The organism is Neisseria subflava, from assembly GCF_024205705.1.
Lineage (GTDB): Bacteria > Pseudomonadota > Gammaproteobacteria > Burkholderiales > Neisseriaceae > Neisseria > Neisseria subflava_D.
Map to the genome: position 1 here is coordinate 1,495,789 of NZ_CP073115.1, position 26,340 is coordinate 1,522,128.

A 26,340-nucleotide genomic window follows, 5' to 3' on the forward strand; every position below is an offset into this window, starting at 1 on the left:
CTACCCCAAAACATTTACACCCCGCAACAGCCTATTTTTCAGACGGCCTTAGCAGATTTTCTTCACAACCCACACGACAAAAATCTATGCCCAAGATACTTGTCGGCAAAAAAACAACACTTCAAAAAGCAGAGTGAACAAATAAGCTATAATAAACAACCCGACACATCATCCAAAAGATCCCAAACCATGCCTTGGAACATACCTATTTTACTTACCTGGATGCGCGTCCTATTAATCCCCGTGTTCACCATCCTATTCTATTTACCGAACACATGGATTCAACCACAAACCGTCAACTGGACAGCCGCCATCATCTTTGCACTTGCCGCTATTACAGACTGGTTTGACGGCTTTTTAGCACGCCGCTGGAAACAAACCTCCGACTTCGGTGCATTCCTCGACCCCGTTGCCGACAAGCTCATGGTTGCCGTTGCCCTGCTCCTGCTCGTCAGCCTTGGCAGAACATACGCCATCTTCGCCATGATTATTATCGGCCGGGAAATTACCATTTCCGCCTTGCGCGAATGGATGGCACAAATGGGCAAACGCGGCAGCGTTGCAGTGGCCACTATCGGCAAATTCAAAACCACTGCCCAAATGATCGCCATCTTCCTTTTGCTTATCGGCACGGACAAATATAACGACCCTTTCTATCTCATTGGTAACATATTGATGTTTATAGCATCTTTATTGACCATCTGGTCAATGTGCTACTACCTGAAAATGGCATGGAAAGAATTCAAATAAATTTTTTAAAAAATAAAAACAAAACACTTGACGCACGCGATTAAATCCATAATAATTGCGTCTTCTTCGATATACGAAGCAACAAATATCAGAGCGGGAATAGCTCAGTTGGTAGAGCGCAACCTTGCCAAGGTTGAGGTCGCGAGTTCGAGACTCGTTTCCCGCTCCATACTGATTACTTGTTGATTGTTCTTTTTCAATATGCGGGAATAGCTCAGTTGGTAGAGCGCAACCTTGCCAAGGTTGAGGTCGCGAGTTCGAGACTCGTTTCCCGCTCCAGTTTAATTTCAGATGCACTCAAATGCGGGAATAGCTCAGTTGGTAGAGCGCAACCTTGCCAAGGTTGAGGTCGCGAGTTCGAGACTCGTTTCCCGCTCCATTAAATCATGCATCCGAATACGCGGGAATAGCTCAGTTGGTAGAGCGCAACCTTGCCAAGGTTGAGGTCGCGAGTTCGAGACTCGTTTCCCGCTCCAGTTTCATACTACAACACTCAAACGTAGTTTTGGCGAGATAGCAAAGTGGTTATGCAGCGGATTGCAAATCCGTCTACGCCGGTTCGATTCCGACTCTCGCCTCCATCCCTTTCATGGCGGGGTGGCAGAGTGTTTATGCTATAAGGGGTGCAACCCTTATATAGGCCGGTTCAAATCCGCGCCCCCGCCTCCAATTTCTCAATTTACTGTCTACGCCCGGGTGGTGAAATAGGTAGACACAACGGACTTAAAATCCGTCGGCCCTAAACCGGCCGTGCCGGTTCGATTCCGGCTCCGGGCACCAATAAATATCTGAATTCATTGAAAAACCTAATATTCCAAATTTCTAATTGACAGCTTATTTGTAAGGCTGTCTTTTTTGTTTGTGCCTTATTTGTGTCTAACTTGCGCCATTTGTGTCAAATGTGACAAGATCGTGCAAAGGTCTCAGGCTATGACAATGAGGAAGACCGGTAGCATCTGGTAATCATCGTTTGCTGGACGGCATTATGCGCAAAGCCCACCGTAACCGTCCGCTGATGGAAGCGTAAACCAAACGTAACCGACATCTATCGAAGACCCGTTATGTGGTCGAACAAAGCTTCGGTACGCTGCACCGTAAGTCCCGCTACACTCGGGTAGCCTATTTCGGTCTGATTAAAGTGAGTGCACAAAGCCATCTGAAGGCAATGTGTTTAAACCTGTTGAAAGCGGCTAACAGGCTAAGTGCGCCTGTTATTACCTAAAAGGCGGCCCGGATACCTGATTATCGGGTATCCGGGGAGAATAAAGAGGGAGGGGGTTGAGTAGAATCAGTGGATACTTGGAGCGAGAACAGCCGAAAATCTATGTTTGGATTTCGGCTGCTGGAAGGAAAAGGAATTTTGCAAAGGTCTCATTTTAAAATTTCCCAAAATGATAAGGCCGTCTGAAAATCCTTTTTCAGACGGCCTTATCATTCAAATCAGAAGGACTTAAACCAAGTTCTCCAGCATCCATTTAACGTAACGGCTGACGCCTTGTTTTACATCCAAAAATTCTTCTTTATACCCGGCTTCGCGCAGCTTGGTAATATCCGCTTGAGTAAAGCTCTGATATTTGCCTTTAAGTGCATCGGGGAATGGGATATAGCGAATAAGCTCTTCTTCAACCAACTCTTTCAAACTCATTTCAGGCTTGCCTTCGGCTGTACGGCAGGCGTTGACGGTGGCAGCGGCAAGTTCGTTAAACTGTTGGCTGCGGCCTGTACCAAGGTTAAAGATACCTGAAAGCTCAGGATGATCGAAGAAGTAAAGGTTAACCTTGGCAACGTCTTCTACGCTGACAAAGTCGCGTGTTTGCTCGCCGTTACCATAGCCGTCATTAGCGCCAAACAGGTTAACATAGCCATGCTCGCGGTATTGATGAAAATGGTGGAAGGCGACGGACGCCATTCGGCCTTTGTGTTGCTCCTGTTGTCCGTAAACATTGAAGTAGCGGAAGCCGACAACTTGGGCTGTCAGACCTTCTTTCATGCGACGACGCAATACTTGGTCAAACAAGAATTTAGAGTAGCCATATACATTGAGTGGTTTTTCCAGTTCGCGCTCTTCGCGGAAGATTTCACCTTTGCCGTACACGGCGGCACTGGAAGCATAGAGGAACGGAATACGTTCGTCCTGACACCAATCTAAGAGGTCGAGCGTGTACTGATAGTTGTTGTCCATCATATAAAGGCCGTCATGATTCATGGTGTCGGAACATGCGCCTTGATGGAAAACCGCTTCAATATTGTCGTAAGGCAAAAGATGGCCGCGCACTTGGCGGATAAATTCGTGTTTATCAAGATAGTGGGCAATTTCACACTCGACAAGGTTTTTAAATTTTTCACCTTTGCTCAGATTGTCGACGGCAACAATGTCGGTAATACCGCGCTGGTTAAGTGCTTTGACGATGTTGCTGCCGATAAAGCCGGCTGCGCCTGTTACGATAATGGTCATAATGAGTTTCCTTTATTTTGATTTTTCAGACGGCCTTGAAGTAATCATGCCGTCTGAAAATAAAAACTTTTCTGTCTGGATTATTTTCCAACTCTATTTTCAGACGGCATTTAGAATTTTAAGGCCGTCTGAAACAATCATTATTGCTCTTCCAATGCCTTATTCAACTCTGCAAACGAGCAAACCGCCGTACCAAGTTTTGCCACGACAACGCCCGCTGCCGTATTAGCAAGGTGCATCGCTTCAGGCATGGTATAGCCTGCCGCCAAACCCAAGCCCATTCCGGCAATAACGGTATCGCCCGCACCGGATACATCATAGACTTCTTGAGCCCTTGTAGGCTGATAAATCGGCTTGCCCTCATTGAACAGGGTCATACCCTCTTCGCTTCGGGTCAGCAAAATCGCGGTCAAGTCGAGATGACGGCGCAGATTTTGGGCTTTTTCGGTCAAATCGTTTTCGTTTTTCCAGCTGCCCACCACTTCTTTCAATTCTGCACGGTTAGGCGTAATCAGCGTAGCGCCGGCATATTTTTCGTAATCATCGCCTTTCGGGTCGATTAAAACGGGTTTACCGGCCTGTTTCGCCCAATCGATCATATCGGAAATATGCGACAAACCGCCCTTGCCGTAATCTGAAAAAATAATGGCATCGTATTCAGGCAACACTTCTCGATATTGATGTTTGATTTGTTCCAATACCTCACGATGAGGCTGCTCTTCAAAATCAAGTCGGATAAGCTGCTGGTTGCGAGCAACAACTCGCAGTTTGACAGTAGTCGCAATTTGTTTGTCGCGCATCAGATAGGAAGAAACACCGTCTTGCACCATCAACGCATCCAGTGCATCTGCAGCTTCATCATCGCCAGTTACGGACAACAGCCCTACTTTGCCACCCAATGAGGCGATATTGCGCGCAACGTTTGCCGCACCACCCGCGCGTTGGTCGATACGTCCGATTTTCGCCACCGGCACGGGCGCTTCGGGCGAAATACGGGACACGTCGCCAAACCAATAGCGGTCGAGCATCACATCGCCGACAACCAAGACTTTGGCTTGTGCAAAACGGGATTTGAGAGTTTCTTGTTGGAACTTGGTGGGCATATTGCCTCCGTTATGTTTTTTTCAGACGACCTCAACCTGTAAGGTCGCCTGAAAATCAGTTTGCTTCAAGGTTTACCACGCGGTTCACTTCACGCAATACGGCTACCGGATCGGCAGCTTTGGTTACCGGGCGGCCCATTACCAAATAGGTTGAACCTGCAGCCAAGGCTTCAGCCGGTGTCATAATACGGCGTTGGTCGTCATTATTGCCGGCAACGTCCAAGCGGATGCCCGGTGTTACCAAGACAAAATCCTGTCCCAATTCACGGCGCAATGGTGTGGCTTCTTGAGCGGAACATACCACGCCGTCCAAGCCTGAACTTTGCGCCAGTTTCGCCAAGCGGATGACTTGTTCTTCAGGGGCAATGTTCAAACCGATTTCTGCCAAGTCACTTTGTTCCATGCTGGTCAACACGGTTACGCCGATCAAAAGCGGCTTGGTTTGATATCCGGCAACGGCTTCTGCTGCAGCTTCCATCATACGGCGGCCACCGGAGGCGTGCATATCGACCATCCAAACGCCCATATCGGCGGCAACTTTACAGGCCTGAGCGACTGTATGGGGAATATCGTGGTATTTCAGATCGAGGAAAAGTTTGAAACCTTGATTGATTAAACTTTCTGCCAAATTTCGGCCGGTTGCGGTAAACAGCTCTTTACCGATTTTGATTTGACACAATGTCGGGTCAAGATTACGGACAAATCCGAGCGTGTCTTTTTCGTTGGCAAAATCGAGGGCGACGATAACGGGAGTGCGCTGTTGCTGAGTTTGGAAGTCGGAGATCAAGGGATTCATAAGATGCCTGCGGATAAACGGTTATAGCTTCGATTTTAACAGCTTTTGTACACAAAAGGCCGTCTGAAAATATTTTTTCAGACGGCCCTCATGATTTTACTTCGGCAAAACTTATTTGCCCAAACCTTTCAATACTTCGGCTTTCACAGCCTCTACCGGTTGAGTGCCGTCGACTTTGATGTATTTAGGCGCGTGTTCGCCTTCCAGTTTGCTGTAAAAATCAACCAAAACTTCGGTTTGCTCGTGGTAAACGGCAAGGCGTTTTTTCACGGTTTCTTCTTTGTCGTCGTCGCGTTGAATCAAGTCTTCGCCGGTTACGTCGTCTTTGCCTTCAACTTTAGGCGGATTGTAGGTAACGTGGTAAGTACGGCCAGAAGCCAAATGCACGCGGCGGCCGCTCATACGGTCGACAATCACACTGTCAGGCACATCGATTTCAACCACGGCATCCAAATCCACGCCTGCTTCAACCATAGCTTCAGCTTGTGCCAATGTGCGTGGGAAACCGTCAAACAGGAAACCGTTTTTGCAGTCGTCTTGGGCAATGCGCTCTTTGACCATGCCGATGATGATGTCGTCGCGTACCAAACCGCCTTCATCAATGATTTTTTTTGCTTCCAAACCCAGCGGAGTGCCTGCTTTGATGGCCGCGCGGAGCATGTCGCCGGTAGAAATTTGAGGAATGCCGAATGCGGCGGTAATGAATTGGGCCTGAGTGCCTTTGCCTGCGCCGGGTGCGCCCAACAATAATACTTTCATGATGAGTCCTTCTTGGTTTATGGATTTGATGTTTGTTTAATTCTACACGCCTTGCGTTTATCGTTCAAAACTTCAGACGGCCTGTTCTGTGCCAAAGTGCTGCCACGCATCATCGCGCATTTCGATAAACCAGCTGTCTTCAGGGAAGCGTTCCAACGCGTCTTTCAACGTGGAAAGTAGGTTTTGGGACAAGGCTTTTGCCAAATATTCTTCCTCGTTGGCTTCTGCCGCTTTGTCCGGCTGTTGCGCTAAACCGAGGGCACGTGTCCGATGGCCGTGTGCCAGATAGTTGAGCGCAATCACTTTTTGTGCCCAAAGCTGGGGAATATCGGGGCTTTCCTGCAACAACACCGATAAAATCGATACGGCGACCGCCAACCGTCCGCCGGTCATGCGCAAATCTAAGGATTGGTTGGGCGGCAGGGTGCTGAGCATTTCTGCCATGCGAAACCAAAATTCGCCGCTGGCCTCGTCGGGCGCGGCCACTTTCAACATTTCGTAGTTGAACTCTTGATCGTCGTCTTTGACCAGCAAAGCGACATCGGCAAGCAATTTTTGTTCTTCACGGCTCAAATGGCGGAAATCATTCATGTCTTTTCCTTTCAGACGGCCTTAAGATTTAAACGCAACACGCACTCTGTCCAAATCTTCCTGCGTATCCACACCGGCAGCAGGCGCTTCTTGGGTGATTTCAACAGCAATCGGATAACCGTGCCACAGGACGCGCAATTGTTCCAGTGATTCGATGGTTTCCAAAGGAGAAACATCCATTTCCGAATAGCGTTGCAGGAAGCCTGCACGATAGGCATAAATGCCGATGTGGCGCAAAACAGCTGTTTCTGAAGGTAATTCGCGTTTTTCGGCGCGCATGGCGTCGCGCGGAAAAGGAATCGGGGCGCGGCTGAAATAGATGGCGTTGCGGTTTTTGTCGAGGATGGCTTTGACAACGTTAGGATTCATAAACTCGTCAAAATCGTGCAATTCGTGGGCGGCCGTCGCCATTTGCACATTGTTTTCAACCAAAACTTCAGCCGTACGGTTGATGAGTTCGGGATCGATTAAAGGCTCGTCGCCTTGTACGTTCACAACAATCAGATGCTGCGGCAGTTTCAGCGTATTGGCCGCTTCGGCAAGACGCGTTGTACCGCTTTCGTGTTGATTGGAAGTCATGACCACTTCGACACCATGCGCCTGACAGGCCGTCTGAATATCGGGATGGTCGGTAGCAACGACAACACGCGCGGCCTTGCTTTTCGCCGCCTGTTCGGCGACACGCACAACCATCGGTTTACCGTGAATATCGGCTAAAGCCTTTCCCGGCAGACGTGAAGAATCCAACCGCGCCGGAATTAATACGACAAATTCGGTCATGCTTTCAGTTCCTCTTCGCTTAACGGGCGCGCTTCGTTTTCCAACATATAAGGGATGCCGTCACGAATCGGATAAGCCAGCTTCGCCTGACGGCTCCACAATTCCTGTTTGTCTTGATGGTATTCGAGTTTGCCTTTGGTCACAGGACAAACAAGGATGTCTAAGAATTTTTTTCCATGGGGTTACTTTCGGGTTTGATGGTTTTAGCGAAACTTGCTGCACTCGTTTTCAGACGGCCTTTTTTGTATCGACAACATCAGCCGCCATTTTATATTTATTCATTCTACTTATTTGATGCCTTAGGGCAAGCAGGAGCAGGATTTTTCCCACTACACATTATTTGATAAAAATCCTTCTCCAACTTAGGAAGATTTTTTTGGCTGAATCTTTCGGTTTTTTTATGTATTAATGTCATAACAGGCACTACGGAAGCTTCCATATAACGCGATGTTTTATTTAAAATAGATTGCCCTTCGGGACTACTATAAAAATCAATCATAGCATCTACTTCTTTTTGTGTATAAACAGTTTTCATACCGTTCAATGTTATTTGGCGCAACTCTGCATATACTGCAGGCGTTCGAATCTCAGCATACATCTGACGCAAATATTTGCTCATCACTGCTTTCAGCTGACGTTGCTTACTCTCTGGAGCATTTGCTAACATTTCTTTTACTTGCGGAAAACTCATGACCATTTTTTCAGAATCTTGAAAAACTTGATCAAATATTAAATCTGCCTTCTGTACTTGATATAAACGCTCCAGCGACTCATCGCTCGGTGTAGCGGCAAACGCATTGGCACACAAGGCCAAAGCAGCAAAAGGCAACAATAAAGTTTTCAATTTCATTTTTTCTCCTTTTTAAGGCTTAGGGGAAATGGCAACAATAGTGAGCAGCAATTTTTTCAGGTTCATAAATTTCCTTATTATTAAAGGCGAATCACAACAAAGCATCCATTAATTTCAGGAGACCTATTAGGAATCTTCCAGCTGCTCCAACACGAACGCCGCCAAATTAGGTTCGATTATCGCACAAACAGGCAATACCCATACATGATTCAGATTAAGGCCGTCTGAAAACTTGACCGCATCCTTTTCCGTAATAATGACCACATCCGCATTGGGCAAGTCCGCCGCTGCGATGTCGGCATGGTCGGGCAAGGCAACGGTTTGATTCAAGGTAATGCCCATATTCCGCAACGAATCGAAAAAACGCTCCGGCTTGGCAATACCCGCGACGGCGGCGACGGTTTGATTTCCCAAGCCTTCTAAATCCAATTTTTCAGACGGCCTGTTCAAACAGTAAATCTGCCCTGTTTCAATATGGCTGGCAAACATATTTTCAGACGGCCTGAATGCCGTATCTGCTTGCCCCCCGCTGACGACAACCGCATCAACGGAAGCCAACCGAGACAAAGGTTCACGCAAACTGCCGTTGGGCAGTGAATCCAAATCCGTCCGACCAGTATCCGCCGCCGGAAATACAGCAATTTCCATATCGCGTTGCAAGGCATAATGTTGCAAGCCGTCGTCGGCCACAATCAATTCAAGCTCCGGATGCGCTGCAAGCAATGCCCTGCCTGCTTCTGCACGACTGCTGCCTACCGCCGTCGGCGCACCGGTTTGGCGAAACAGCAATAAAGGCTCGTCGCCTGCATCTGCCGTACTACTGGCTGTATTCAATACATGAACTGCTTTGCTCTTGCGCCCGTAACCTCGGCTGATGATACCGACCTTAACGCCCTTTTCCTGCAAACCCGACACCAACGCGGCGACTATCGGCGTTTTTCCTGTTCCGCCTGCATGGATATTACCGACCACCACCACTGGCACAGGCAATTTTTCGCTTTTCAGACGGCCTGAAACAAAATCATCGCGCCGTTTCGCCGCAATTTTGGCAAACAGCTTGGACAATGGTTTTAACAGCAAAGACAAAAACGGATTGGGGGATTGCCAATGGCGTTCGATAATTTGGTGGAGTTTGAGCATACGCACGGCTTTTGAAGCGAAAATCAAACGATAATATAACACAAGCCCGACCAGACAAAGCCGTCTGAACATTCGGCTTTGATAATATTAAAACAAAGGGCGAAAGTTTCATAAAACGAATAAAACGAATCGCTCTAAAACCCTTATAATTCAACTTTCCTAAATTTTTTCTGTTTCGCAATGTCCGAACTTTTCGCGCCCTCCTCCATTTCCGTATCCGAACTCAACGCCATTGCCAAAGCCTTGCTGGAAGACCATCTCGCAGGCTTATGGATCGCCGGCGAAGTATCCAACCTGACCCGTGCTGCCAGCGGACATTATTATTTCTCGCTCAAAGACAGCCGTGCGCTGGTGCGTTGCGCGATGTTTAAGGGTGCGGCCATGCGCTTGGCGAAACCTTTGAAAGAAGGCGACCATATCGAAGTATCAGGAAAAATCAGTATTTATGAAGCGCGGGGCGAATTTCAGATTACCGTAAACGAAGTACGGCTCAAAGGTTTGGGGCAGCTTTACGAAGCCTATGAGCAATTGAAGGCACAGTTGCAGGCGGAAGGCGCGTTTTCAGCGGAACGCAAGAAACCTCTGCCCGCCCGTCCGCAATGTATCGGCATCGTCACCAGCTTAGCGGCGGCGGCTTTACGCGATGTCGTGACCACCTTAAACCGCCGAGCGCCCGAAATCCCCGTTATCGTTTATCCGACACCCGTTCAAGGCACAGGCAGCGAGTTGCAAATTGCCCAAGCGATTAAAACCGCATCGCAACGCGCCGAGTGTGACGTGCTGATTGTCTGTCGCGGCGGCGGCAGCATTGAAGACTTGTGGGCGTTTAATGAAGAGCCGGTCGTACGTGCCATTGAAGCCTGCGCGATTCCCGTCGTCAGCGGCGTGGGACACGAAACCGATTTCACGCTTGCCGATTTTGTTGCCGACGTGCGGGCGCCCACGCCGACTGGCGCGGCGGAACTGGTCAGCCCCAACCGCCAAGAATCGTTACACCGCCTCGCCCAAGCGCAAGGCCGTCTGAAAACTGTTTTGGAGCAACGCTATTTCGATGCCAGCCAAAAACTCGACTGGTTGGCGCGGCAAATCCGTCATCCGCGCCAAAAACTTGACGATCAGCGCGCTTCAATCAGCAAGCTGGCGCAAATGCTGTCTTACTCGATGACACAAAATCTCCGCGCCCACACCTCCCGTTTCGAACGCCAAACCCAAACCCTGAAACATTGCTGTCCTGATGTTTCCGTTTACAAAAACAATATCGACCGCTTTCAGACGACCCTATCGCATTCCTTCCACCAGCTGCTTACCCACCGCCGTCAAAGCCTGACCGCCCAAGCCGCATTGCTCGAAGCCGTCTCGCCGCAGCATATTCTGGAACGAGGCTTCTCCGTCGTCAAAAACACACGCGGACAAGTCATCCGCAATGCCGATACGTTGAAGCAAGGGCAGAAACTGCACATCACTTTTGCCGACGGCGAAACCGACGTACGCGTGACCAAAGAGCAGGCGCAGGGCGAGTTGTTTGACTGACAAAATAAAGGCCGTCTGAAACTTTATGAGATTGAAGTGAAACTATGTCTGCCTTTTAAAAATCCTTAACCTGCCAATGCGGTATAATGCCTCATCTGCACACGCAGCATATACGGAAACATTATGGACAACTCACAAAATACAGAAAATCCGATTCCTCCGCGTAACTCCATCCGCAAAAACAGCATTTACCTGCTGCCCAATTCCTTTACCATCGCCGCACTGTTTTGCGCGTTCTTCGCCATTACCCAGTCCATGCACGGACGTTATGAAACGGCGGCGATTGCAGTTTTCCTTTCCATGCTGCTCGATGGCATGGACGGACGCGTTGCCCGCTTGACCAACAGCCAGAGCGCGTTCGGCGAACAGCTCGACAGCCTTGCCGATATGGTCAGCTTCGGCGTAGCGCCTGCCCTAATTGCCTACAAATGGCAACTGTGGCAGTTTGGCAAAATCGGTTATTCCATCGCCTTTATCTACTGCGCCTGTGCTGCCCTGCGTTTGGCGCTGTTCAACACGCTCATCGGCAAAGTCGATAAACGCTGGTTTATCGGCGTTCCAAGCCCGACCGCCGCAGCGTTGATTGTCGGCCTGATTTGGGTTAACCACAGCTTTGAACGCTTCCCCGGCGTGCATTGGTGGGCATTGGGCATTACCCTGTTTGCCGGCATTTCCATGATTGTGCAGATTCCGTTTTGGAGCTTTAAAGAAATCAACGTCCGCCGCCAAGTGCCGTTTATGGGCATGGTGTTGGCCGTATTGATTCTGCTTTTGATCAATTGGGAGCCCTCGCTCGTCCTCTTCCTATTTTTCCTCGGTTACAGCCTGTCCGGTTATGTGATGGCAGTCATCCGTTGGTTTAAAAAACGCCATAAAGTACACAAACACGACAAGGCCGTCTGAAATGTGGTCTTGGGACATCATCCTTTCCCTGCTCGCCGTCGGCAGCGCAGCGGGCTTTATTGCCGGACTATTCGGCGTAGGCGGTGGCACGTTGATTGTTCCCGTTGTCTTATGGGCGTTGCAGCTGCAAGGCATAGGCGGCCACCCCTATGCCCAGCATCTTGCCATCGGCACTTCCTTTGCCGTAATGGTGTTTACCACCTTCTCCAGCATGTATGCCCAGCATAAAAAACACGCCATCGATTGGGCGACCGTCCGCCGAATGACGCCGGGCATGATACTTGGCGTACTCCTCGGCGCGGTGTCGGCAAAATATATGCCGACGTTGGCTTTGCAAGTTTTCTTTATTGCATTTCTTGCCTTTATCGCACTCAAAACCCTACGCGATTCCAAACCCAAACCTTCACGCACCCTGCCTGCCCTCCCCGGCCTGACAGCCGTCGGCACGCTTTTTGGGGCGGCTTCGAGTTGGGTCGGTATCGGCGGCGGTTCGCTATCCGTTCCATTTCTACTGTATTGCAACTTTCCGGCACACCGCGCCATCGGCACATCTTCAGGTCTGGCATGGCCGATTGCAGTTGCCGGTACCATCGGCTATTTTGCCAACGGTTTGCATATTGCCAACCTGCCTGAAGGCGCGGCAGGCTTTATCTATCTTCCTGCCGTGGCCATATTGAGCGTTGCCACCATCCTCTTTGCTCCGCTCGGCGTAAAAACGGCGCACAAGCTGCCCGCCCGAAAACTCAAAATTGCCTTCGGTATTATGTTGCTGCTGATTGCAGCCAAGATGACTTGGAATTTGATACATTAAATCTTTCTTGTGAAAAGGCCGTCTGAAAATCTTTCAGACGGCCTTTTTGATTGCAAAACAACAAACTAAATAAAACCTTTTTACCTTACCCGATTTGCCCCATTGCAAATACGGCCAAGCGCCATATTGCCCATCCTGCCACCAATAATCCGGCGCACAAACGAACCATACGTTTTTGCAGAAAGGTTTTCAACTGTGCTGCAAATATGCCCATCGCGAGCAGGTTCGGCAAGGTCCCCAATGCAAACGCCAGCATATACAGCCCGCCGTGCAAGGCATTGCCGCTGCCCAAGGCATACAAAGACGCGCTGTACACCAAACCGCAAGGCAGCCAGCCCCAAAGCACGCCCACGCCGAAACAGGCAGGCACCGATTTAATCGGCAGCAATTTGTTCAGCAAAGGATTCAGGCGTTTCCATATCGGTTTGCCGATGCCTTCGATTTTGGTTGCGGCAGTCGAAATACCGGCAAGATACAGACCGAGCAAAAGCAGCAAGACATTGGCGGCAATATACAAACCGTTTTGAACCGCGCGCGTATCGTCCAAGGAAATGCCGACCTGCCCGACCAAACCGACCAACAGGCCGATGACGACATAGCTGCTGATGCGCCCCAAGTTCAACAATACAATCAGCCCGATTCGGTTTAAATGTGGCGGCAGCTGCAAAGCGAATGCGCTGCTCAATCCGCCGCACATGCCGACACAATGCGTTCCGCCAAAAAAGCCGAGCAGAAAAAGCGTAAGAAATGTGATTTCTTGATTCATGGTTTTTAATGATTCAAACGAATGGATGAGGCCGTCTGAAACTTTTCAGACGGCCCTAAGAATTCAGGACAGGCTTTTCCGCCCACCCTCTTCACGCTTTAGAAAAGCAATTAACTGCGTGCGCGTACGTCAAATGCCTGACGCAAACCTTCGCCGATCATGACCAGCAAAAGCAGCATCACCGTCAACGTAGCAACGGCAGACAGGCCGATCCACCACGCGTCCAAGTTGTCTTTGCCTTGCGCCAGCAACTCGCCCAAACTCGCCTGTGAGGCAGGTACGCCCAAGCCCAAGAAGTCCAAACTGGTCAGGGCAAGTACGGCACCGGAAATACGGAAAGGCAGGAAAGCCAATACCGGCGTCAAGCTGTTGGGCAGGATATGGCGCCACATGATTTCACGGTTGCCCACGCCCATCGCGCGCGCCGCCAAAACGTAATCGGTCTGGCGGTTTTTCAAAAACTCGGCACGGACATAGTCGGACAAGCCCATCCAGCCGAAAAGCGACAGCAACACCAGCAAAATCAACAGTCCCGGATTAAAGAACGAAGACAGGATAATCAAGAGGTACAGCTCCGGCATACCGCCCCAAACCTCGATAAAACGCTGCATCAGAAGGTCGGTTTTGCCGCCGAAATAACCCTGCACCGCGCCTGCAACCACGCCGATTACGGTAGTCACCACAGTCAACACCAAGGCAAACAGCAGTGAATCGCGGAAACCGTAAACCAAGCGCGCCAACAGGTCGCGGCCGCGGTCGTCCGTTCCCAAGATATGCCGTTCGGACGGTTTGGCCGGATCGGGTGCCGTATCAAAATCGTTTAAGGTATCGGCATCGTAAGGATTGGGCAGGTAAAGGGCAAAATTGCCGTCTGAAGTAATGTTGTGGCGGATAAGCGGATCCAAATAATCCGCAGGCGTATCGAAATCGCCGCCAAATGCGGTTTCGTTGTATTCGTTTACCAAGGGGAAGAAATACTCGCCCTGATAGCGTATCCACAAAGGTTTGTCGTTGCTCCACAAAGGCGCAAGCAAAGTGACGACAAACAAAACGGCCAAAATCCGCAAAGCCAACCAACCGCGCTTATGCTGCTTAAAGGCTTGCCAAGTAGGGTTTGAAATAGATTTTTTCTTTTTCATGGTTCGAAACATTCTTTAATAATGGGTTGAAGATATTTTCAGACGGCCTTATTTCTGTCCGCCAAAGTGAATACGCGGATCGACCCATGAATAAGAAATATCCGACACCAATTTAGCCAACAACCCCATCAGCGTGAACACATACAGCGTACCCATTACGACAGGATAATCGCGTTTCATCACAGCCTCGTAAGACAACAAACCCAAACCATCCAGCGAGAACAGTGTTTCAATCAACAGGCTGCCGGTAAAGAATGCGCCGATAAATGCGGCCGGGAAACCGGTAATCAAAGGAATCATGGCGTTGCGGAAAATATGTTTCCACAAAATCTGCTTCTCAGGCAAGCCCTTGGCTCGCGCGGTATAAACATATTGACGGCGGATTTCTTCAAGGAACACATTTTTTGTCAATACGGTCATTACCGCCAAATTGCCTGCCACCGAAGCGGTAATCGGCAAGGCCATATGCCACAAATAATCTTTGACTTTACCGGCCCAAGAGAGCGTATCGAAATCATCACCGACCAAGCCGCCCTGCGGGAACCAGGCAAAAAAGCTGCCGCCGCCAAACAACACCAGCAACACCAAACCCAAGACAAACGGCGGTACGGTATAGCCGACCAAAATGATCATACCCGTAATCGTATCGAAACGGCTGCCATCCCTGACCGCCTTGGCAATACCCAACGGAATACATATCAAATAAGTTAGGAAAAACGTCCACAAACCCAAACTCATCGATACTGGCATTTTCTCTTTCACCAATTCAAACACAGTTTGGTGATGGAAAAAGCTCTCGCCCAAATCGAAACGGGCGAATTTCCATACCATATCGGCAAAACGCGTCAAAGGCGGCTTGTCGAAACCGTATAAAGCATTCAACGCGGCCAAATCTTCCGCGCTGATGCGGTTGCCGTTTTTGGCCAAAGTTCCGGGCATACTGTGTCCCGCCGTTTCACCGCCAACCGCACCCTGCGTCAGCTGCTGAACCATCTGCTCCACCGGGCCGCCGGGAACAAACTGAATCACGGCGAAGGTAATCGCCAAAATCCCCAACAGCGTGGGAATCAAAAGGAGCAAACGTTGAAAAATATAACGCCACATGGTTAAGTGTTCCTCTATTTCTTTGATTTGAAGGCCGTCTGAAACCGCTGACTTCAGACGACATATAGTAACGGATTAATAAGCGTTTGGCCGATGATTTACTTCTCCAACGCCTCCTGCAATTTCTTCTCAATCAAATCCGCATCAAACGATTTGGCAATCAGCTCAAAGCGGGAATCACGGCGCCATGAAACTTGGTTTGCGCCCCATTGACCGTCCACCCAGTTCAGCCATACCCATGTACCGAGGACTTGGAACACGCCTTTGGCACGCACGAGGCCGTCTGTAAATTTAGGCAGGTCGTTGAAGAAATCGGTCAGCTTTTCGCCGTCGAAATCACGTCCGGCAGGGAAAGTGAAACCTTGGGACTGGAAGCCCATGGTGTTGTCTGGCAGGGCTTTGAGACGATAGCGCGATTTTTCGACAACGGGAATATCAAGCCATTGGATGTCGAGTTGCGCATTTTGGACTTCAACCACTTTGGCTTTGGGCGGGAACAGCTTGGCTGCTTTATCGTGAAATTCGGCAAGCTGCTCCGGCGTGCACAAGTCGGTTTTGCTGGCGACCAATACGTCGCAAATGCCGATTTGGTCTTTATATAAGGCTTGTTGCGCGTAATCGGGATTAATGAATTGGCGCGGATCGACAACAGTAAAGACGGCGCCGATTTCCAGCATACTGTCGAGCGGTTTGGCTTTCAGTTCGTCGATAACGCTAGCGGCGTGCGCCAGGCCGCTGGCTTCAATCATCAAGCGGTCTGGTTGGGCATCGCGCAGCATTTTTTGTACGGTCGTACCCATTTGCGCGCCGGCAGTACAGCACAAACAGCCGCCGGCGATTTCTGCCACGGGGATGCCGTTGTCGCTCAAGACGGCGCCGTCAATGCCGATTTCGCCAAATTCGTTGACGATGATGACCCATTTTTCATTCGGGTCTTTTTGTGCCATTAGACTTTTAAGGGCGGTGGTTTTGCCTGTTCCGAGGAAGCCTGAAATCAGGTGGACTTTAGTCTTTTTTACTTCTGACATTTTTTACAAATTCCTGTTAAAACAACATGTTCTTCTTTTAATGAGAAACCGGTTTCAGCCACGCCTGCACGCAAGGCTGCCCATTCTTGGCTCAAGGTCTGCTCGTCTGCCGTACCGCATTCGGTGCAAACCAAAATAAACGCGCTGTGGTGCGCTTCGGCTTCTTCGTGGTCATGGCAATGGTCATTGCACTCGTGCTGCGCGTGGCTGCACAGAATATAGCCGTTGACTGCCGCCACTTTGTGCAAAACGCCCTGCTCCGCCCAAAAATCAAGGGCGCGGTAGGCCGTCGGCGGCGCAACCACGCCCTCGCTTTGCTGCTGCATCTGCGACAGAACGTTGTAGGCTTTAATCACGCCGCTTTGTTTCAAAACAATATCAAGCACTTGCTCGCGCAAAGCGGTTACCTGCACGCCATCGCGCTGCGCTTGTTCTAAGATTTTTTGTTTGATTACGTTCATAACTGAAACAGCCTTTCAGACGGCCTTGTTAATAAAAAATTACATTATAACGTGTTTGTTCAATTTCAGATAACAAAGAGGCCGTCTGAAACGTTCAGACGGCCTGATGCCGATTACTTAAACCAAGATTTAATTTTTCCAAACAAAGACATACTTTGTTTTTCAAACGTTTCTTCCTTCACCGGAGCAGGCTCATCGCGGTAAACTTTCATGCCTGCAAAGGTCTGGGCAACCGGCATGATTTCGATGGAATTGACGTTCATCCGCGCCGGACGCTGATAGAGCCATAAAGCGGTATCAGCAATATCTTGCGGCTGGATAAACTCGACATTCTCATAAACCTCGGCCGCACGCTGATCGTCGCCTTTGAAACGGACATTGGAAAACTCGGTATCGCCGCACAAACCCGGTTCGATATTGGTAATGCGGATATTTTTATCTGCCAATTCGGCGCGCAGATTCATACTGAATTGGCGCACAAAAGCCTTAGTTGCACCATAGACATTACTGCCGGAATAAGCATAACTGCCGGCAATCGAACCTAAATTGATGATGTAGCCCTGTTTGCGCGCTACCATTTGCGGCAAAATCTGGCGGGTTAGAAAAATCAGGCCGATGATATTGGTTTGAATCATGGTTTCCCAATCGCCAAAATCGGCTTTATCAGCGGAATCCAGACCTAAAGCCAAACCGGCGTTGTTGATCAGGCAATCGATTTCAGCTAAATGCTCAGGCAGGCTGTTTAAAGCGTTTTGAATTGACTCCGTACGAGAAACATCCATTTCCAAAGGGTAAAACTGCTCGCCCAATTCCTCTGCCAACTGCTGCAATTTGTCTTCGCGCCGTGCCGCGCCAATGACATGATAGCCTGCCGCAACAAAAGTACGGCACATTGCCGCGCCGAATCCTGCCGATGCCCCGGTAATCAAAATTGCCATATCGTTTCCTTTCTGTACTCGTTTCAGACTTGGGTTTAAGGTATGATAACGCCTTATCAGACGGCCTGAGAGTTTGGCCGGCTGATTTTAAATTTAACGATAATCATATCATTACAATAGGACACACTCCATATGAAAACCCGTTTTCTCCCTGTTGCTTTGGCAGCAGTGGCGCTTACCCTTTCCGCCTGCGGCGGCAGCAGCGCGCCTTCCCAGCCTAAAGGCCCTATTTCCGAAGACCGTACGGCCGCGTTCAAATCCATGATGCCTGAGTTTACCCGCATGGGCAAAATGGTCAAAGACGAAGAGCCTTACGACGTAGAAAAATTCAAACAAGCCGCCGCAACCTTCGCCGAAAACAGCAAAAAACCGTTCACCCTGTTTGAATCCGACCCTCAAGGCAACGGCCGCGCCCTGCCTGCCATCTGGACAGACACAGCCACATTCAAAGCCGAAGAAGAAAAATTCGTCGCTGCAGTTGAGAAACTCAACGCCGCCGCCCAAACTGGCAAATTGGAAGAAATCAAAGCCGCTTACGGCGAAACCGGTGCAAGCTGCAAATCTTGCCACGACACATTCCGCGGTCCGGAATAAGGCTTAAAGCAATAAAGGCCGTCTGAAATATCATTTTTAGACGGCCTTTTCTTCAACTGCCTTCAAACCTTTCTATATCGACTTTATATTTTGCATTTCATGTTTTTTACCGGTTTCATTTGAAACCGACGGCTCAATTCACATAGCGCAATCAAATTTTCTTCTTCCGGCTGTTTAAATTCAATTAAATCTCCCCTTTTCTCGATCAACCCAATTCAAATTCAGACCTGCTTTATCTTTTCAGCCAGATTAATCATATGCGGTTGGATTATCTCCTGAAACAAGAATCTACTTTATTTTTTAACAAATAAAAACCATTATCAAAATATTTGTAAAGTTTAATAATATGTTATACAGTAGCAGCTTCGTTTCTGAGGTAACTATCATGAATCCGAATTTCAAATTAAATCTACTAACATTATCTTTACTGGCTATAACCAGTATCGCACACGCAGAAGAAGAGTTTTCAACTCAAGAGCTTGATGAAATTCAAGTCAAAGGTAAACACATTGCAAAAGAGAAAAAAGTTTTTACCGAAGGCCAAGCCAAAAGTTCGCGTGAACGCGTTTATCAATCCAGCGAAAACATCGATACCATTGTTCGGAGCATGCCCGGCGTTTTCACCCAACAAGACAAGGGATCGGGGGTATTGGCGGTCAATATCCGTGGCGATAGCGGTTTGGGACGCGTCAATACGATGGTTGACGGCGTAACCCAAACCTTCTATTCCACTTCCGCCGATGCCGGACGCAGCGGCAGCTCCTCACAATTCGGTACGGCACTGGATCCCAATTTTATTGCCGGCGTCGATGTAACCAAAGGCAGTTTCTCGGGTGCCAACGGCATCAATACCTTATCCGGTACAGCCAATTTCCGTACTTTACGGGTAGACGATATGGTACACGGAAACAATACCTTCGGCCTCTTGACCAAAGGATTGACCGGCACAAACAGCACCAAAAGCAACTTTATGGCAACCGGAGCTGTACAAAAATGGTTTGACAGCGGTGCGCGCCTTGGCGCGTTATATGGTTACAGCCACCGTAATGTCGAGCAAAACTATAAAGTGGGCGGCGGCGGTCAGCGTATCGGCAATTTTGGCGAGGAATATCTGGACCGTAAAAAACAAGAATATTTTGAGAGCAACTTATTGAAATTCGACCAAGAACAAAATCTCTGGGTTCGTGACTTTTCCAAACGCAATGCGGTCGGTAAAAGCTATTGGGACTACCCTTTCTCCAAAAAATATAACGATCCTGAGGTTTTGCAAAGAGATTATGTCGATGACTTGGAAAGAAGCTGGAAAGAGAATTTGGCACCGCAATGGGATCTGACACCTATCGACCCTACCAGCCTGCAACAACGCTCAAACAGCCATTTGGTCAAAGTGGAATACGAAAACGACAACAACAAGCTGGATCTTCAGCTTCGTACCATGAACAACCGTATCGGCAGCCGCAAAGTAGAAAACCGCAACTATCAAGCCAATTACAACTTAAACATTGGCGATTATGTCGATTTAAACGTGTTGGCCGCCCATAATTTGGGAAAACAAAAATATCCGAAAAACTCACGTTTTTCAGGATGGGGGCTGCTTGATTATTTAGAAACCAAAAACACAGCCAATCTTTTGGACATCAACAACAGCTTTTCTTTCAAACTTCCCCAAAAAACAGATTTAAAAGCTACTGTCGGTTTCAATTTCTTTAAAAACCAATACAGTAAAAACCGTTTTCCGGAAGAGCTGAGCCTATTTTACGACGGCCCGGATCAAGATGCCGGCCTGTACAGCTTTTTAGGCCGCTTCAAAGGCGACAAAGGAATATTTCCTCAGAAATCAACCATATTGCAACCTTCAGGCCAGCAAAAATTCAATACGTTCTATTTTGATACTTCCTTGAAAAAAGGCATTTATCAATTGAATTACAGCGCCAATATGGTCAACTACCGCTACAAGGGCGAATATACCGACTACTTCAATACCCAAGAAGACTTTAAAAAAGCATTTGGAGAAGATTCTGAAATTTATAAACAGCATTGCACGCCAAGCTGCGACCTTTACGAACCGGTTTATACCAAATCCGGTAAAAAGCATGCGGTAAACCATTCGGTGGCATTAAACATCAATGTCAACGACTACTTTATGCCGTTTATCAGCTATTCGCGTACGCATAGAATGCCAAATATTCAAGAAATGTATTTTTCACAAATCGGCGACTCAGGCGTCAATACCGCCCTCAAACCGGAACAGGCCAATACTTATCAAATAGGCTTCAATACCTTCAAAAAAGGGATTTTCAAGCCGGACGATGTATTGGGTTTCAAACTGGTCGCCTATCGCAGCAGAATCAACAACTATATCCACAATGTTTATGGCAAATGGTGGGATTTGGATAAAGCACCCAGCTGGGTAACCAGCACCGGCCTGCAATACTCTATCCAGCATCGAAACTACGCCAAACCTGTCCATAAAAATGGTTTGGAAGTGGAAATGAACTATGATTTCGGCCGCTTTTTTACCACCCTGTCTTACGCCTATCAAAAAACCAACCAGCCGACCAATTATAGCGATGCCAGCGAATCGCCCCGCAACTCTTCTAAAGAAGACCAAATCAAACAAGGCTACGGCTTAAGCAAAATTTCCCGCTTACCCCGAGATTACGGTCGGTTTGAATTGGGCTCACGTTGGTTGGGCAACAAATTGACCATCGGCGGCATTATGCGCTATTACAGCAAAAGTACACGGGCGACGACTGAGGAGGAATTTGTTGACGGTACAACCGGCGCCAATACCTACTCTTCACACCAAATGGGCAGAAGGGTGATCAAAAAAACAGAAAGCATCAACAGACAGCCGATGATTTTTGATTTCTATGCCAATTATGAACCGAAGAAAAACCTTATCCTTCGTTTCGACATTCAAAATGCGTTCAATAAACGCTATATCGACCCTTTGGATGCTGCAAACGATGCCGCAACCCAGCGCTATTTCAGTGTATTTGAAAGAAAAGGTGGTTTAGATGATGAGGAAGTCGAATGTGATGCCAACGGTTTATGCAACGGCAAATATGGCGGCACGACACGCTCCGTCTTGAACAACTACGCACGAGGCAGGACTTTGCTGTTTACCATCAGTTATAAGTTCTAAACCTATCTATCAGTATTCTTAATATTGCACTGATTAAAAAGCCGACAAACACAATGTTTACCGGCTTTTCTCAATATATTCTCAAAATTTTCTTCATCTATACACAACAAAAAACCTGCCCTTTCGGGCAGGTTTTCAATAATGACGGATTACAGGCCGCTCAGACGGGCAGTATCGTGTGCAATCATCAATTCTTCATTGGTAGGAATCACAACGGCAACAGCTTTGCTGTCGGTAGTGGTAATCACACCGGCATTGCCGAAGCGGGCTTTCAGGTTGGCTTCTTGGTCAATGTGCAGACCGAGGAAGCCCAAGTAACCCAATACGCGTTCGCGGATGATGTCGGAGTTTTCACCGATACCGCCGGTGAAGACCAATGCGTCCAAACCGCCTGCCGCTACTGTCATGCTGCCAATGTATTTAGCCAAGCGGTAGATGAAGATTTCTAGAGCCAGTTTGGCACCTGCGTGGCCGTTGGCAGCTTCTTCTTCGATGGTACGGCAGTCATTGGACAAACCTGAAATACCGAGCAGACCTGATTTTTTGTTCAGCATTTCGGTGATTTGGGCGATGGTCATGTTGGCATTTTCAGCCAAGAAGCTGAACACTGCGGGATCGATGTCGCCGCTGCGGGTACCCATTACCAAACCTTCCAGCGGGGTCAGGCCCATGCTGGTATCGCGTGATTCGCCGTTGGCGACGGCGGTAATAGATGCGCCGTTACCCAAGTGGGCAATCACCATGCGCAGGTCTTTTTTGTCTTTGCCGAGGAAACGGGCGGTTTCATCGGAAACGTAGCGGTAACTGGTACCGTGCGCGCCGTAACGACGCAAGCCGTATTTTTCATACAGTTCATGTGGAATAGCGTAGGTGTAGGCATGTTCCGGCATGGTTTGGTGGAAGGCGGTGTCGAATACGACAACGTTAGGCAGACCTTTGAAGATGCTTTGTGCGGCACGCAGACCCAAGAGGTGCGCAGGGTTGTGCAGGGGAGCGAGCGGGATACATTTTTCGATGCCAGCGATAACTTCGTCGTCAACGAGGATGGATTCGCTGTACAGTTCGCCGCCGCTGACGACGCGGTGACCGATGGCGCCGATGCGGCTGTCGAGACCGTGGGCTTTGAGTTCTTCCATCAGGGCTTCAACTGCGCCGGTGTGGTCAGGCTTGGCAGATAGGTCGACTTTATGTTTTTCGCCGTTGAATTTAAAGGTGATGTAGGCATCAGGCAGATTGAGCTTTTCTGCCAGGCAGCTCAGCAATACTTCGCCGCTGTCGTTATCCAATACGGCACCTTTGAGGGAAGAGCTACCGCAGTTCAAAACCAAGATTAATTTTTGTGACATTTTTATGCTCCTTGAGGTTTCAGACGGCATTTTTTGTCGGGGCCTGACTGCTGCTCCGGCTATGTTGCACCCCTTGTGGGACGTAGTGGGTAGCGGTCTGAACAGATTAACAAAGTAAACGTCGTATTCTAACAAAAAATGTAATCGGCTGCTTGACTTAATATTTGATGTAAAATGGACGGAATTTTATTTTAAGCCGTCTGAAAAAATGACGGCGTTTTTGAAGATTTCCCGATATGCATTATTTCAGTATCCACACTCAAGACGGCGAACACGCCGGATTTTTTATTATGTTAGCAGATGATGAATCGCAAAATCCGCCGCAAAGCGGACGCTTCGCAATCAAGCTGCAAAGCGAAGACGCAGCCGAAGCAGCGGTATTGTCGCCTTTTGAGCAAACCGATATCCCACAATACTGGCGCGTGGTTAAAGACCGTATCGAATTGTTTTTTGATGATAAAAATATCGGTGCGTTGCGCAACGAATATCTGACCATCAACGGTAAAACCTTTATCCTGACCGATTTGACCGGAGCGATGTAATGGAAAGTATGTTTATCCTTGTCCCCATCAGCATTATTTTGGCCTTTATCATCGGCTGGTTTTTCTGGTGGTCGGGTAAAAACGGACAGTTTGACGACCTTGAAGGACCTGCGCACCGCATTTTGATGGACGACGACTCCACTGAAAAACTGATCGAAAAAGACGAAGACAAAGAATCCAAACGATGAGCCTTAAAAAAGACAATCTGAATTTCCACACGACCCGCCGTTTTGCGCCGCTCTTTGGGACGCAGTTTTTGGGCGCGTTGAACGATAATATGTTCAAAACCGCATTATTCGTGATGATCAGTTTTTACGGTTTGGGTAAAAACGACTTTCTGCCGCCCAGCCAAATGCTGAATTTGGGTGCGATGCTGTTTATCCTGCCCTACTTCCTGTTTTCCGCGCTGTCAGGACAACTGAGCAACAAATTCGATAAAGCCGTTTTGGCGCGTTGGATCAAGCTGTTGGAAATCATCATCATGGCAGTGGCGGCGTATGGCTTCTACATCCAATCCGCGCCTTTGCTTTTAATCTGCCTGTTTTGCATGGGTACGCAATCGACCTTGTTCGGCCCTCTGAAATATGCCATTTTGCCCGATTACCTCAACGACAAAGAGCTGATTATGGGCAACAGCCTGATTGAATCGGGTACGTTTATCGCCATTTTACTCGGCCAAATTTTGGGCACTGCAGTCGCAGGCGTTCCGCCGTATATTGTCGGCGGTTTAGTATTATTGGTCGCCATCGGCGGCACGATGACCAGCCTGTTTATGCCGTCTGTACCCGCTAAAATGCCGGACACAAAAATCGAATGGAACATCATCAAAGGTACGAATTCACTGATTCGTGAAGCGGCGGCCAATCGTCCCGTATTTACTTCCATCATCGGTATTTCATGGTTTTGGTTTGTCGGCTCGGTTTATACCACCCAACTGCCGACGTTCACGCAAATCCATTTGGGCGGCAACGATAATGTGTTCAACCTGATGTTGGCGCTGTTCTCCATCGGCATCGCTATCGGCTCGGTATTATGCGCCAAACTCAGCCACGAACGCCTGATTTTGGGCTTGGTTACCATCGGCACTCTGGGACTGACCGTCTGTGGATTATTGCTGGTGTGGCTGACCCAAGGCCAACGCTTTACCGAATTAAACGGCATTATCTGGTTTTTATCGCAAGCCCAAGCGTATCCGATTATGCTCGTGATGTCGACCATCGGCTTTTTCGGCGGCTTCTTCTCCGTACCGCTCTACACTTGGCTGCAAACTGCCAGCAGCGAAACATTCCGCGCCCACGCCGTCGCTGCCAACAACATCATCAACGGCGTGTTTATGGTATCGGCTGCCATTCTGAGCGCGGTTTTGCTGATGTTGTTTGACAGCATTACGCTGCTGTATTTGATTGTTGCCGTGGGTAATCTTCCGTTGATTGTTTACCTCATCAAACGAGAACCAAAATTTATCGGGGATTTGACCGCTTTATTGAAAATCAGCAAATAAGACCGTCTGAAATATATCCCCACCATGCACATTTTCACTGTTCAATCGCGTGGACAGCTTGTGCATAAATCAGATTACTGTCTGATTTAAAATTAAAAAACACATCTGCCTAAATTTTAAGCACAACTTTACTCCCAAACAAAATGCACATTTTCCCCAAACAAGCGTGTGCAAAGGCTGTGAATAAATCAGCTTATTCATTGATATTTCAAAGAAAAACGATATTTGATTAATTTTTAGGCAGTTTATTAAAGGCCGTCTGAAACCTTTTTCAGACGGCCTGAGAGTATAATAACCACCTACCTAATAGTTCCCAAACGATATGATTTATCCATGGCATGAAACCCAATGGCAACAGCTCGCCGCCCATTGGCAAAACCGACCTAACGCTTGGCTGTTTACCGGCAAAGAAAATACCGGTAAAACCGAGTTTGCCCGCTTTGTCGCGCAGGCATTGCTGTGCGAATCGCCCAAATCCGGCCATGAGCCATGCGGCGAATGCGCTTCGTGCCATTTGTTCAACCAAAACACGCATCCCGACTTTTACGAACTCACGCCGGAAATTCCCGAAGGCGAGGCAACGGGACGCAAACTCCTGCAAATCAAAATCGATGCCGTGCGCGATATTGTGGAAAACATTTACCTAACCGCTGTCCGCGGCGGCCTGCGCGTGGTATTGGTGCATCCGGCGGAAAGCATGAACACACAGGCGGCAAACGGTTTGTTAAAAGCTTTGGAAGAGCCGCCGCAACACGTCGTTTTCCTGCTCGTTACCCACGCTCGCGACAAACTCCTGCCCACCATTAAAAGCCGTTGCCGCCAGATGGTACTGCCCTCGCCTACCCATGAGCAGGCTGCGGCATATCTGCGCCAACAGGGCGTGGAAAATGCCGAAGCTTTGTTGGCGTTTCACAGCGGCGCTCCTTTATTCACGCCGACTCCCGAATTGGACACACTGCGCGAAGAGTTGCTGACGCTGCTGGCTGCCCCGCGCCTGTTGGCCATACTCGACTATGCCGCCGCGTTCGACAAACAAAAACAACCGCTGGCCGTTTTCATCGACTGGCTGCAAAAGTGGCTGATGGATGTCGGCTTGGCACAACAAAGCATGGCACCGCTTTATTATCCGCACCATGCACAAGCCCTGCTTCAGACGGCCTCTAAAACCGATTCACGCAAGCTGTTTGCCCTATTGGGCCGTCTGAACGCGCTCAACCCTTACGGATACCATACCTTGAGTGTTAAAATGCAGCTTGAGTATCTGCTTATCGAATATTTAGATTTTTGGCAAAACAAACCCTAACA

Annotated in this window: 25 protein-coding genes, 7 tRNA genes and 2 pseudogenes; 18 read left to right on the top strand and 16 right to left on the bottom strand. The window is 48.7% G+C overall.

Annotated features, from left to right (window positions below):
* Positions 1-189: 189 nt before the first annotated feature.
* The 9 genes and pseudogenes from pgsA to KCG54_RS07305 form a co-directional block, all read left to right on the top strand.
* Entirely contained in the window at positions 190-750 is a 561-nt protein-coding gene (pgsA, locus tag KCG54_RS07265) for a CDP-diacylglycerol--glycerol-3-phosphate 3-phosphatidyltransferase (protein WP_254324997.1), read from the top strand.
* A gap of 93 nt (positions 751-843) precedes the next feature.
* Positions 844-919 (top strand) — tRNA-Gly (locus KCG54_RS07270).
* A 34-nt stretch (positions 920-953) separates the two neighbouring features.
* A tRNA-Gly gene (locus KCG54_RS07275) sits at positions 954-1,029 on the top strand.
* 24 nt (positions 1,030-1,053) lie between these two features.
* Positions 1,054-1,129, top strand: a tRNA-Gly gene (locus KCG54_RS07280).
* A gap of 21 nt (positions 1,130-1,150) precedes the next feature.
* Positions 1,151-1,226 (top strand) — tRNA-Gly (locus tag KCG54_RS07285).
* Between the two features lie 31 nt (positions 1,227-1,257).
* Positions 1,258-1,331: transfer RNA gene (locus tag KCG54_RS07290), tRNA-Cys, on the top strand.
* Between the two features lie 10 nt (positions 1,332-1,341).
* Positions 1,342-1,419: transfer RNA gene (locus KCG54_RS07295), tRNA-Cys, on the top strand.
* A gap of 21 nt (positions 1,420-1,440) precedes the next feature.
* Positions 1,441-1,530, top strand: a tRNA-Leu gene (locus KCG54_RS07300).
* 146 nt (positions 1,531-1,676) lie between these two features.
* Positions 1,677-1,972: pseudogene (locus tag KCG54_RS07305) on the top strand (transposase); the annotation flags it as partial.
* A 228-nt stretch (positions 1,973-2,200) separates the two neighbouring features.
* On the opposite strand, the gene rfaD reads toward KCG54_RS07305, so the two are convergent.
* The 9 genes and pseudogenes from rfaD to lpxK all read right to left on the bottom strand — a co-directional run bounded on the left by rfaD (position 2,201) and on the right by lpxK (position 9,224).
* On the bottom strand, positions 2,201-3,205 hold the full coding sequence (gene rfaD / locus KCG54_RS07310) for an ADP-glyceromanno-heptose 6-epimerase (protein WP_049335592.1): 1,005 nt from the start codon (positions 3,203-3,205) through the stop codon (positions 2,201-2,203).
* 140 nt (positions 3,206-3,345) lie between these two features.
* Entirely contained in the window at positions 3,346-4,308 is a 963-nt protein-coding gene (gene rfaE1 / locus KCG54_RS07315; protein WP_107723460.1) for a D-glycero-beta-D-manno-heptose-7-phosphate kinase, read from the bottom strand.
* Positions 4,309-4,363: 55 nt separating this feature from the next.
* The gene (pyrF, locus tag KCG54_RS07320) at positions 4,364-5,104 is read right to left on the bottom strand and encodes an orotidine-5'-phosphate decarboxylase (protein ID WP_107723461.1); all 741 of its coding nucleotides are present in this window, start codon (positions 5,102-5,104) and stop codon (positions 4,364-4,366) included.
* Positions 5,105-5,215: 111 nt separating this feature from the next.
* A complete protein-coding gene (gene adk, locus KCG54_RS07325; RefSeq protein WP_003682888.1) occupies positions 5,216-5,863 on the bottom strand; it encodes an adenylate kinase in 648 nt (215 codons plus the stop codon).
* 72 nt (positions 5,864-5,935) lie between these two features.
* Positions 5,936-6,454, bottom strand: coding sequence for a 3-deoxy-manno-octulosonate cytidylyltransferase (locus KCG54_RS07330; protein ID WP_254323816.1), 519 nt, complete (start codon positions 6,452-6,454; stop codon positions 5,936-5,938).
* A 21-nt stretch (positions 6,455-6,475) separates the two neighbouring features.
* Complete coding sequence (gene kdsB, locus KCG54_RS07335) at positions 6,476-7,234, bottom strand: 3-deoxy-manno-octulosonate cytidylyltransferase (RefSeq protein WP_254323817.1); 759 nt, start codon at positions 7,232-7,234, stop codon at positions 6,476-6,478.
* Positions 7,231-7,407, bottom strand: a pseudogene (locus tag KCG54_RS07340) (Trm112 family protein); the annotation flags it as partial. The pseudogene KCG54_RS07340 and the gene kdsB, both read right to left, overlap by 4 nt.
* 110 nt (positions 7,408-7,517) lie before the next feature.
* Positions 7,518-8,084 (bottom strand): DUF2059 domain-containing protein, encoded by a 567-nt coding sequence (locus KCG54_RS07345; RefSeq protein ID WP_107723464.1) that lies wholly within the window; start codon positions 8,082-8,084, stop codon positions 7,518-7,520.
* 126 nt (positions 8,085-8,210) lie between these two features.
* The gene (gene lpxK / locus KCG54_RS07350) at positions 8,211-9,224 is read right to left on the bottom strand and encodes a tetraacyldisaccharide 4'-kinase (RefSeq protein ID WP_254323818.1); all 1,014 of its coding nucleotides are present in this window, start codon (positions 9,222-9,224) and stop codon (positions 8,211-8,213) included.
* Between the two features lie 180 nt (positions 9,225-9,404).
* On the opposite strand from lpxK, the gene xseA reads away from it, so the two are divergent.
* The 3 genes from xseA (at position 9,405) to KCG54_RS07365 (ending at position 12,468) form a co-directional block, all read left to right on the top strand.
* On the top strand, positions 9,405-10,754 hold the full coding sequence (gene xseA, locus KCG54_RS07355) for an exodeoxyribonuclease VII large subunit (RefSeq protein WP_254323819.1): 1,350 nt from the start codon (positions 9,405-9,407) through the stop codon (positions 10,752-10,754).
* Between the two features lie 123 nt (positions 10,755-10,877).
* Positions 10,878-11,657, top strand: a complete 780-nt coding sequence (gene pssA, locus KCG54_RS07360) for a CDP-diacylglycerol--serine O-phosphatidyltransferase (RefSeq protein ID WP_254323820.1) — start codon at positions 10,878-10,880, stop codon at positions 11,655-11,657.
* A 1-nt stretch (position 11,658) separates the two neighbouring features.
* On the top strand, positions 11,659-12,468 hold the full coding sequence (locus KCG54_RS07365) for a sulfite exporter TauE/SafE family protein (protein ID WP_254323821.1): 810 nt from the start codon (positions 11,659-11,661) through the stop codon (positions 12,466-12,468).
* Positions 12,469-12,553: 85 nt separating this feature from the next.
* Here KCG54_RS07365 and KCG54_RS07370 read toward each other — a convergent pair whose 3' ends face one another.
* From KCG54_RS07370 to KCG54_RS07395, 6 genes are all read right to left on the bottom strand, one after another.
* Entirely contained in the window at positions 12,554-13,234 is a 681-nt protein-coding gene (locus KCG54_RS07370; protein ID WP_003680951.1) for a sulfite exporter TauE/SafE family protein, read from the bottom strand.
* A gap of 110 nt (positions 13,235-13,344) precedes the next feature.
* Entirely contained in the window at positions 13,345-14,385 is a 1,041-nt protein-coding gene (locus KCG54_RS07375) for an ABC transporter permease (RefSeq protein WP_254323822.1), read from the bottom strand.
* Positions 14,386-14,421: 36 nt separating this feature from the next.
* Positions 14,422-15,477, bottom strand: coding sequence for an ABC transporter permease subunit (locus KCG54_RS07380; RefSeq protein WP_254323823.1), 1,056 nt, complete (start codon positions 15,475-15,477; stop codon positions 14,422-14,424).
* 98 nt (positions 15,478-15,575) lie between these two features.
* On the bottom strand, positions 15,576-16,505 hold the full coding sequence (locus KCG54_RS07385) for a CobW family GTP-binding protein (protein ID WP_003682934.1): 930 nt from the start codon (positions 16,503-16,505) through the stop codon (positions 15,576-15,578).
* Positions 16,493-16,966 carry a Fur family transcriptional regulator gene (locus KCG54_RS07390; protein WP_004520830.1) on the bottom strand — a complete coding sequence of 158 codons (474 nt, stop codon included), beginning with the start codon at positions 16,964-16,966 and terminating at the stop codon, positions 16,493-16,495. The genes KCG54_RS07385 and KCG54_RS07390 overlap by 13 nt, the downstream gene beginning before the upstream one ends.
* A gap of 113 nt (positions 16,967-17,079) precedes the next feature.
* On the bottom strand, positions 17,080-17,904 hold the full coding sequence (locus KCG54_RS07395; RefSeq protein ID WP_049335582.1) for an SDR family oxidoreductase: 825 nt from the start codon (positions 17,902-17,904) through the stop codon (positions 17,080-17,082).
* 132 nt (positions 17,905-18,036) lie between these two features.
* Between KCG54_RS07395 and KCG54_RS07400 the strand changes: the two genes are divergently transcribed.
* Both KCG54_RS07400 and KCG54_RS07405 read left to right on the top strand, forming a co-directional pair.
* Positions 18,037-18,498, top strand: a complete 462-nt coding sequence (locus KCG54_RS07400) for a c-type cytochrome (protein WP_254323824.1) — start codon at positions 18,037-18,039, stop codon at positions 18,496-18,498.
* A 385-nt stretch (positions 18,499-18,883) separates the two neighbouring features.
* Positions 18,884-21,646: a TonB-dependent receptor domain-containing protein gene (locus KCG54_RS07405; RefSeq protein WP_254323825.1), complete on the top strand. Its 2,763-nt coding sequence runs from the start codon at positions 18,884-18,886 to the stop codon at positions 21,644-21,646.
* Between the two features lie 149 nt (positions 21,647-21,795).
* Here the strand turns inward: KCG54_RS07405 and KCG54_RS07410 are convergent, their stop codons facing one another.
* Positions 21,796-22,992 (bottom strand): acetate kinase, encoded by a 1,197-nt coding sequence (locus tag KCG54_RS07410; protein WP_254323826.1) that lies wholly within the window; start codon positions 22,990-22,992, stop codon positions 21,796-21,798.
* 236 nt (positions 22,993-23,228) lie between these two features.
* Here KCG54_RS07410 and KCG54_RS07415 point away from each other — a divergent pair, with 236 nt between their 5' ends.
* The 4 genes from KCG54_RS07415 (at position 23,229) to KCG54_RS07430 (ending at position 26,338) form a co-directional block, all read left to right on the top strand.
* Positions 23,229-23,534, top strand: a complete 306-nt coding sequence (locus KCG54_RS07415) for an HLGFF motif protein (RefSeq protein WP_254323827.1) — start codon at positions 23,229-23,231, stop codon at positions 23,532-23,534.
* Positions 23,534-23,722: a cbb3-type cytochrome oxidase assembly protein CcoS gene (gene ccoS, locus KCG54_RS07420; RefSeq protein WP_049333240.1), complete on the top strand. Its 189-nt coding sequence runs from the start codon at positions 23,534-23,536 to the stop codon at positions 23,720-23,722. The genes KCG54_RS07415 and ccoS overlap by 1 nt, the downstream gene beginning before the upstream one ends.
* Positions 23,719-25,035, top strand: coding sequence for an MFS transporter (locus KCG54_RS07425; protein WP_254323828.1), 1,317 nt, complete (start codon positions 23,719-23,721; stop codon positions 25,033-25,035). The genes ccoS and KCG54_RS07425 overlap by 4 nt, the downstream gene beginning before the upstream one ends.
* A 322-nt stretch (positions 25,036-25,357) precedes the next feature.
* Positions 25,358-26,338, top strand: coding sequence for a DNA polymerase III subunit delta' (locus KCG54_RS07430; RefSeq protein ID WP_254323829.1), 981 nt, complete (start codon positions 25,358-25,360; stop codon positions 26,336-26,338).
* Positions 26,339-26,340 lie beyond the last annotated feature (2 nt).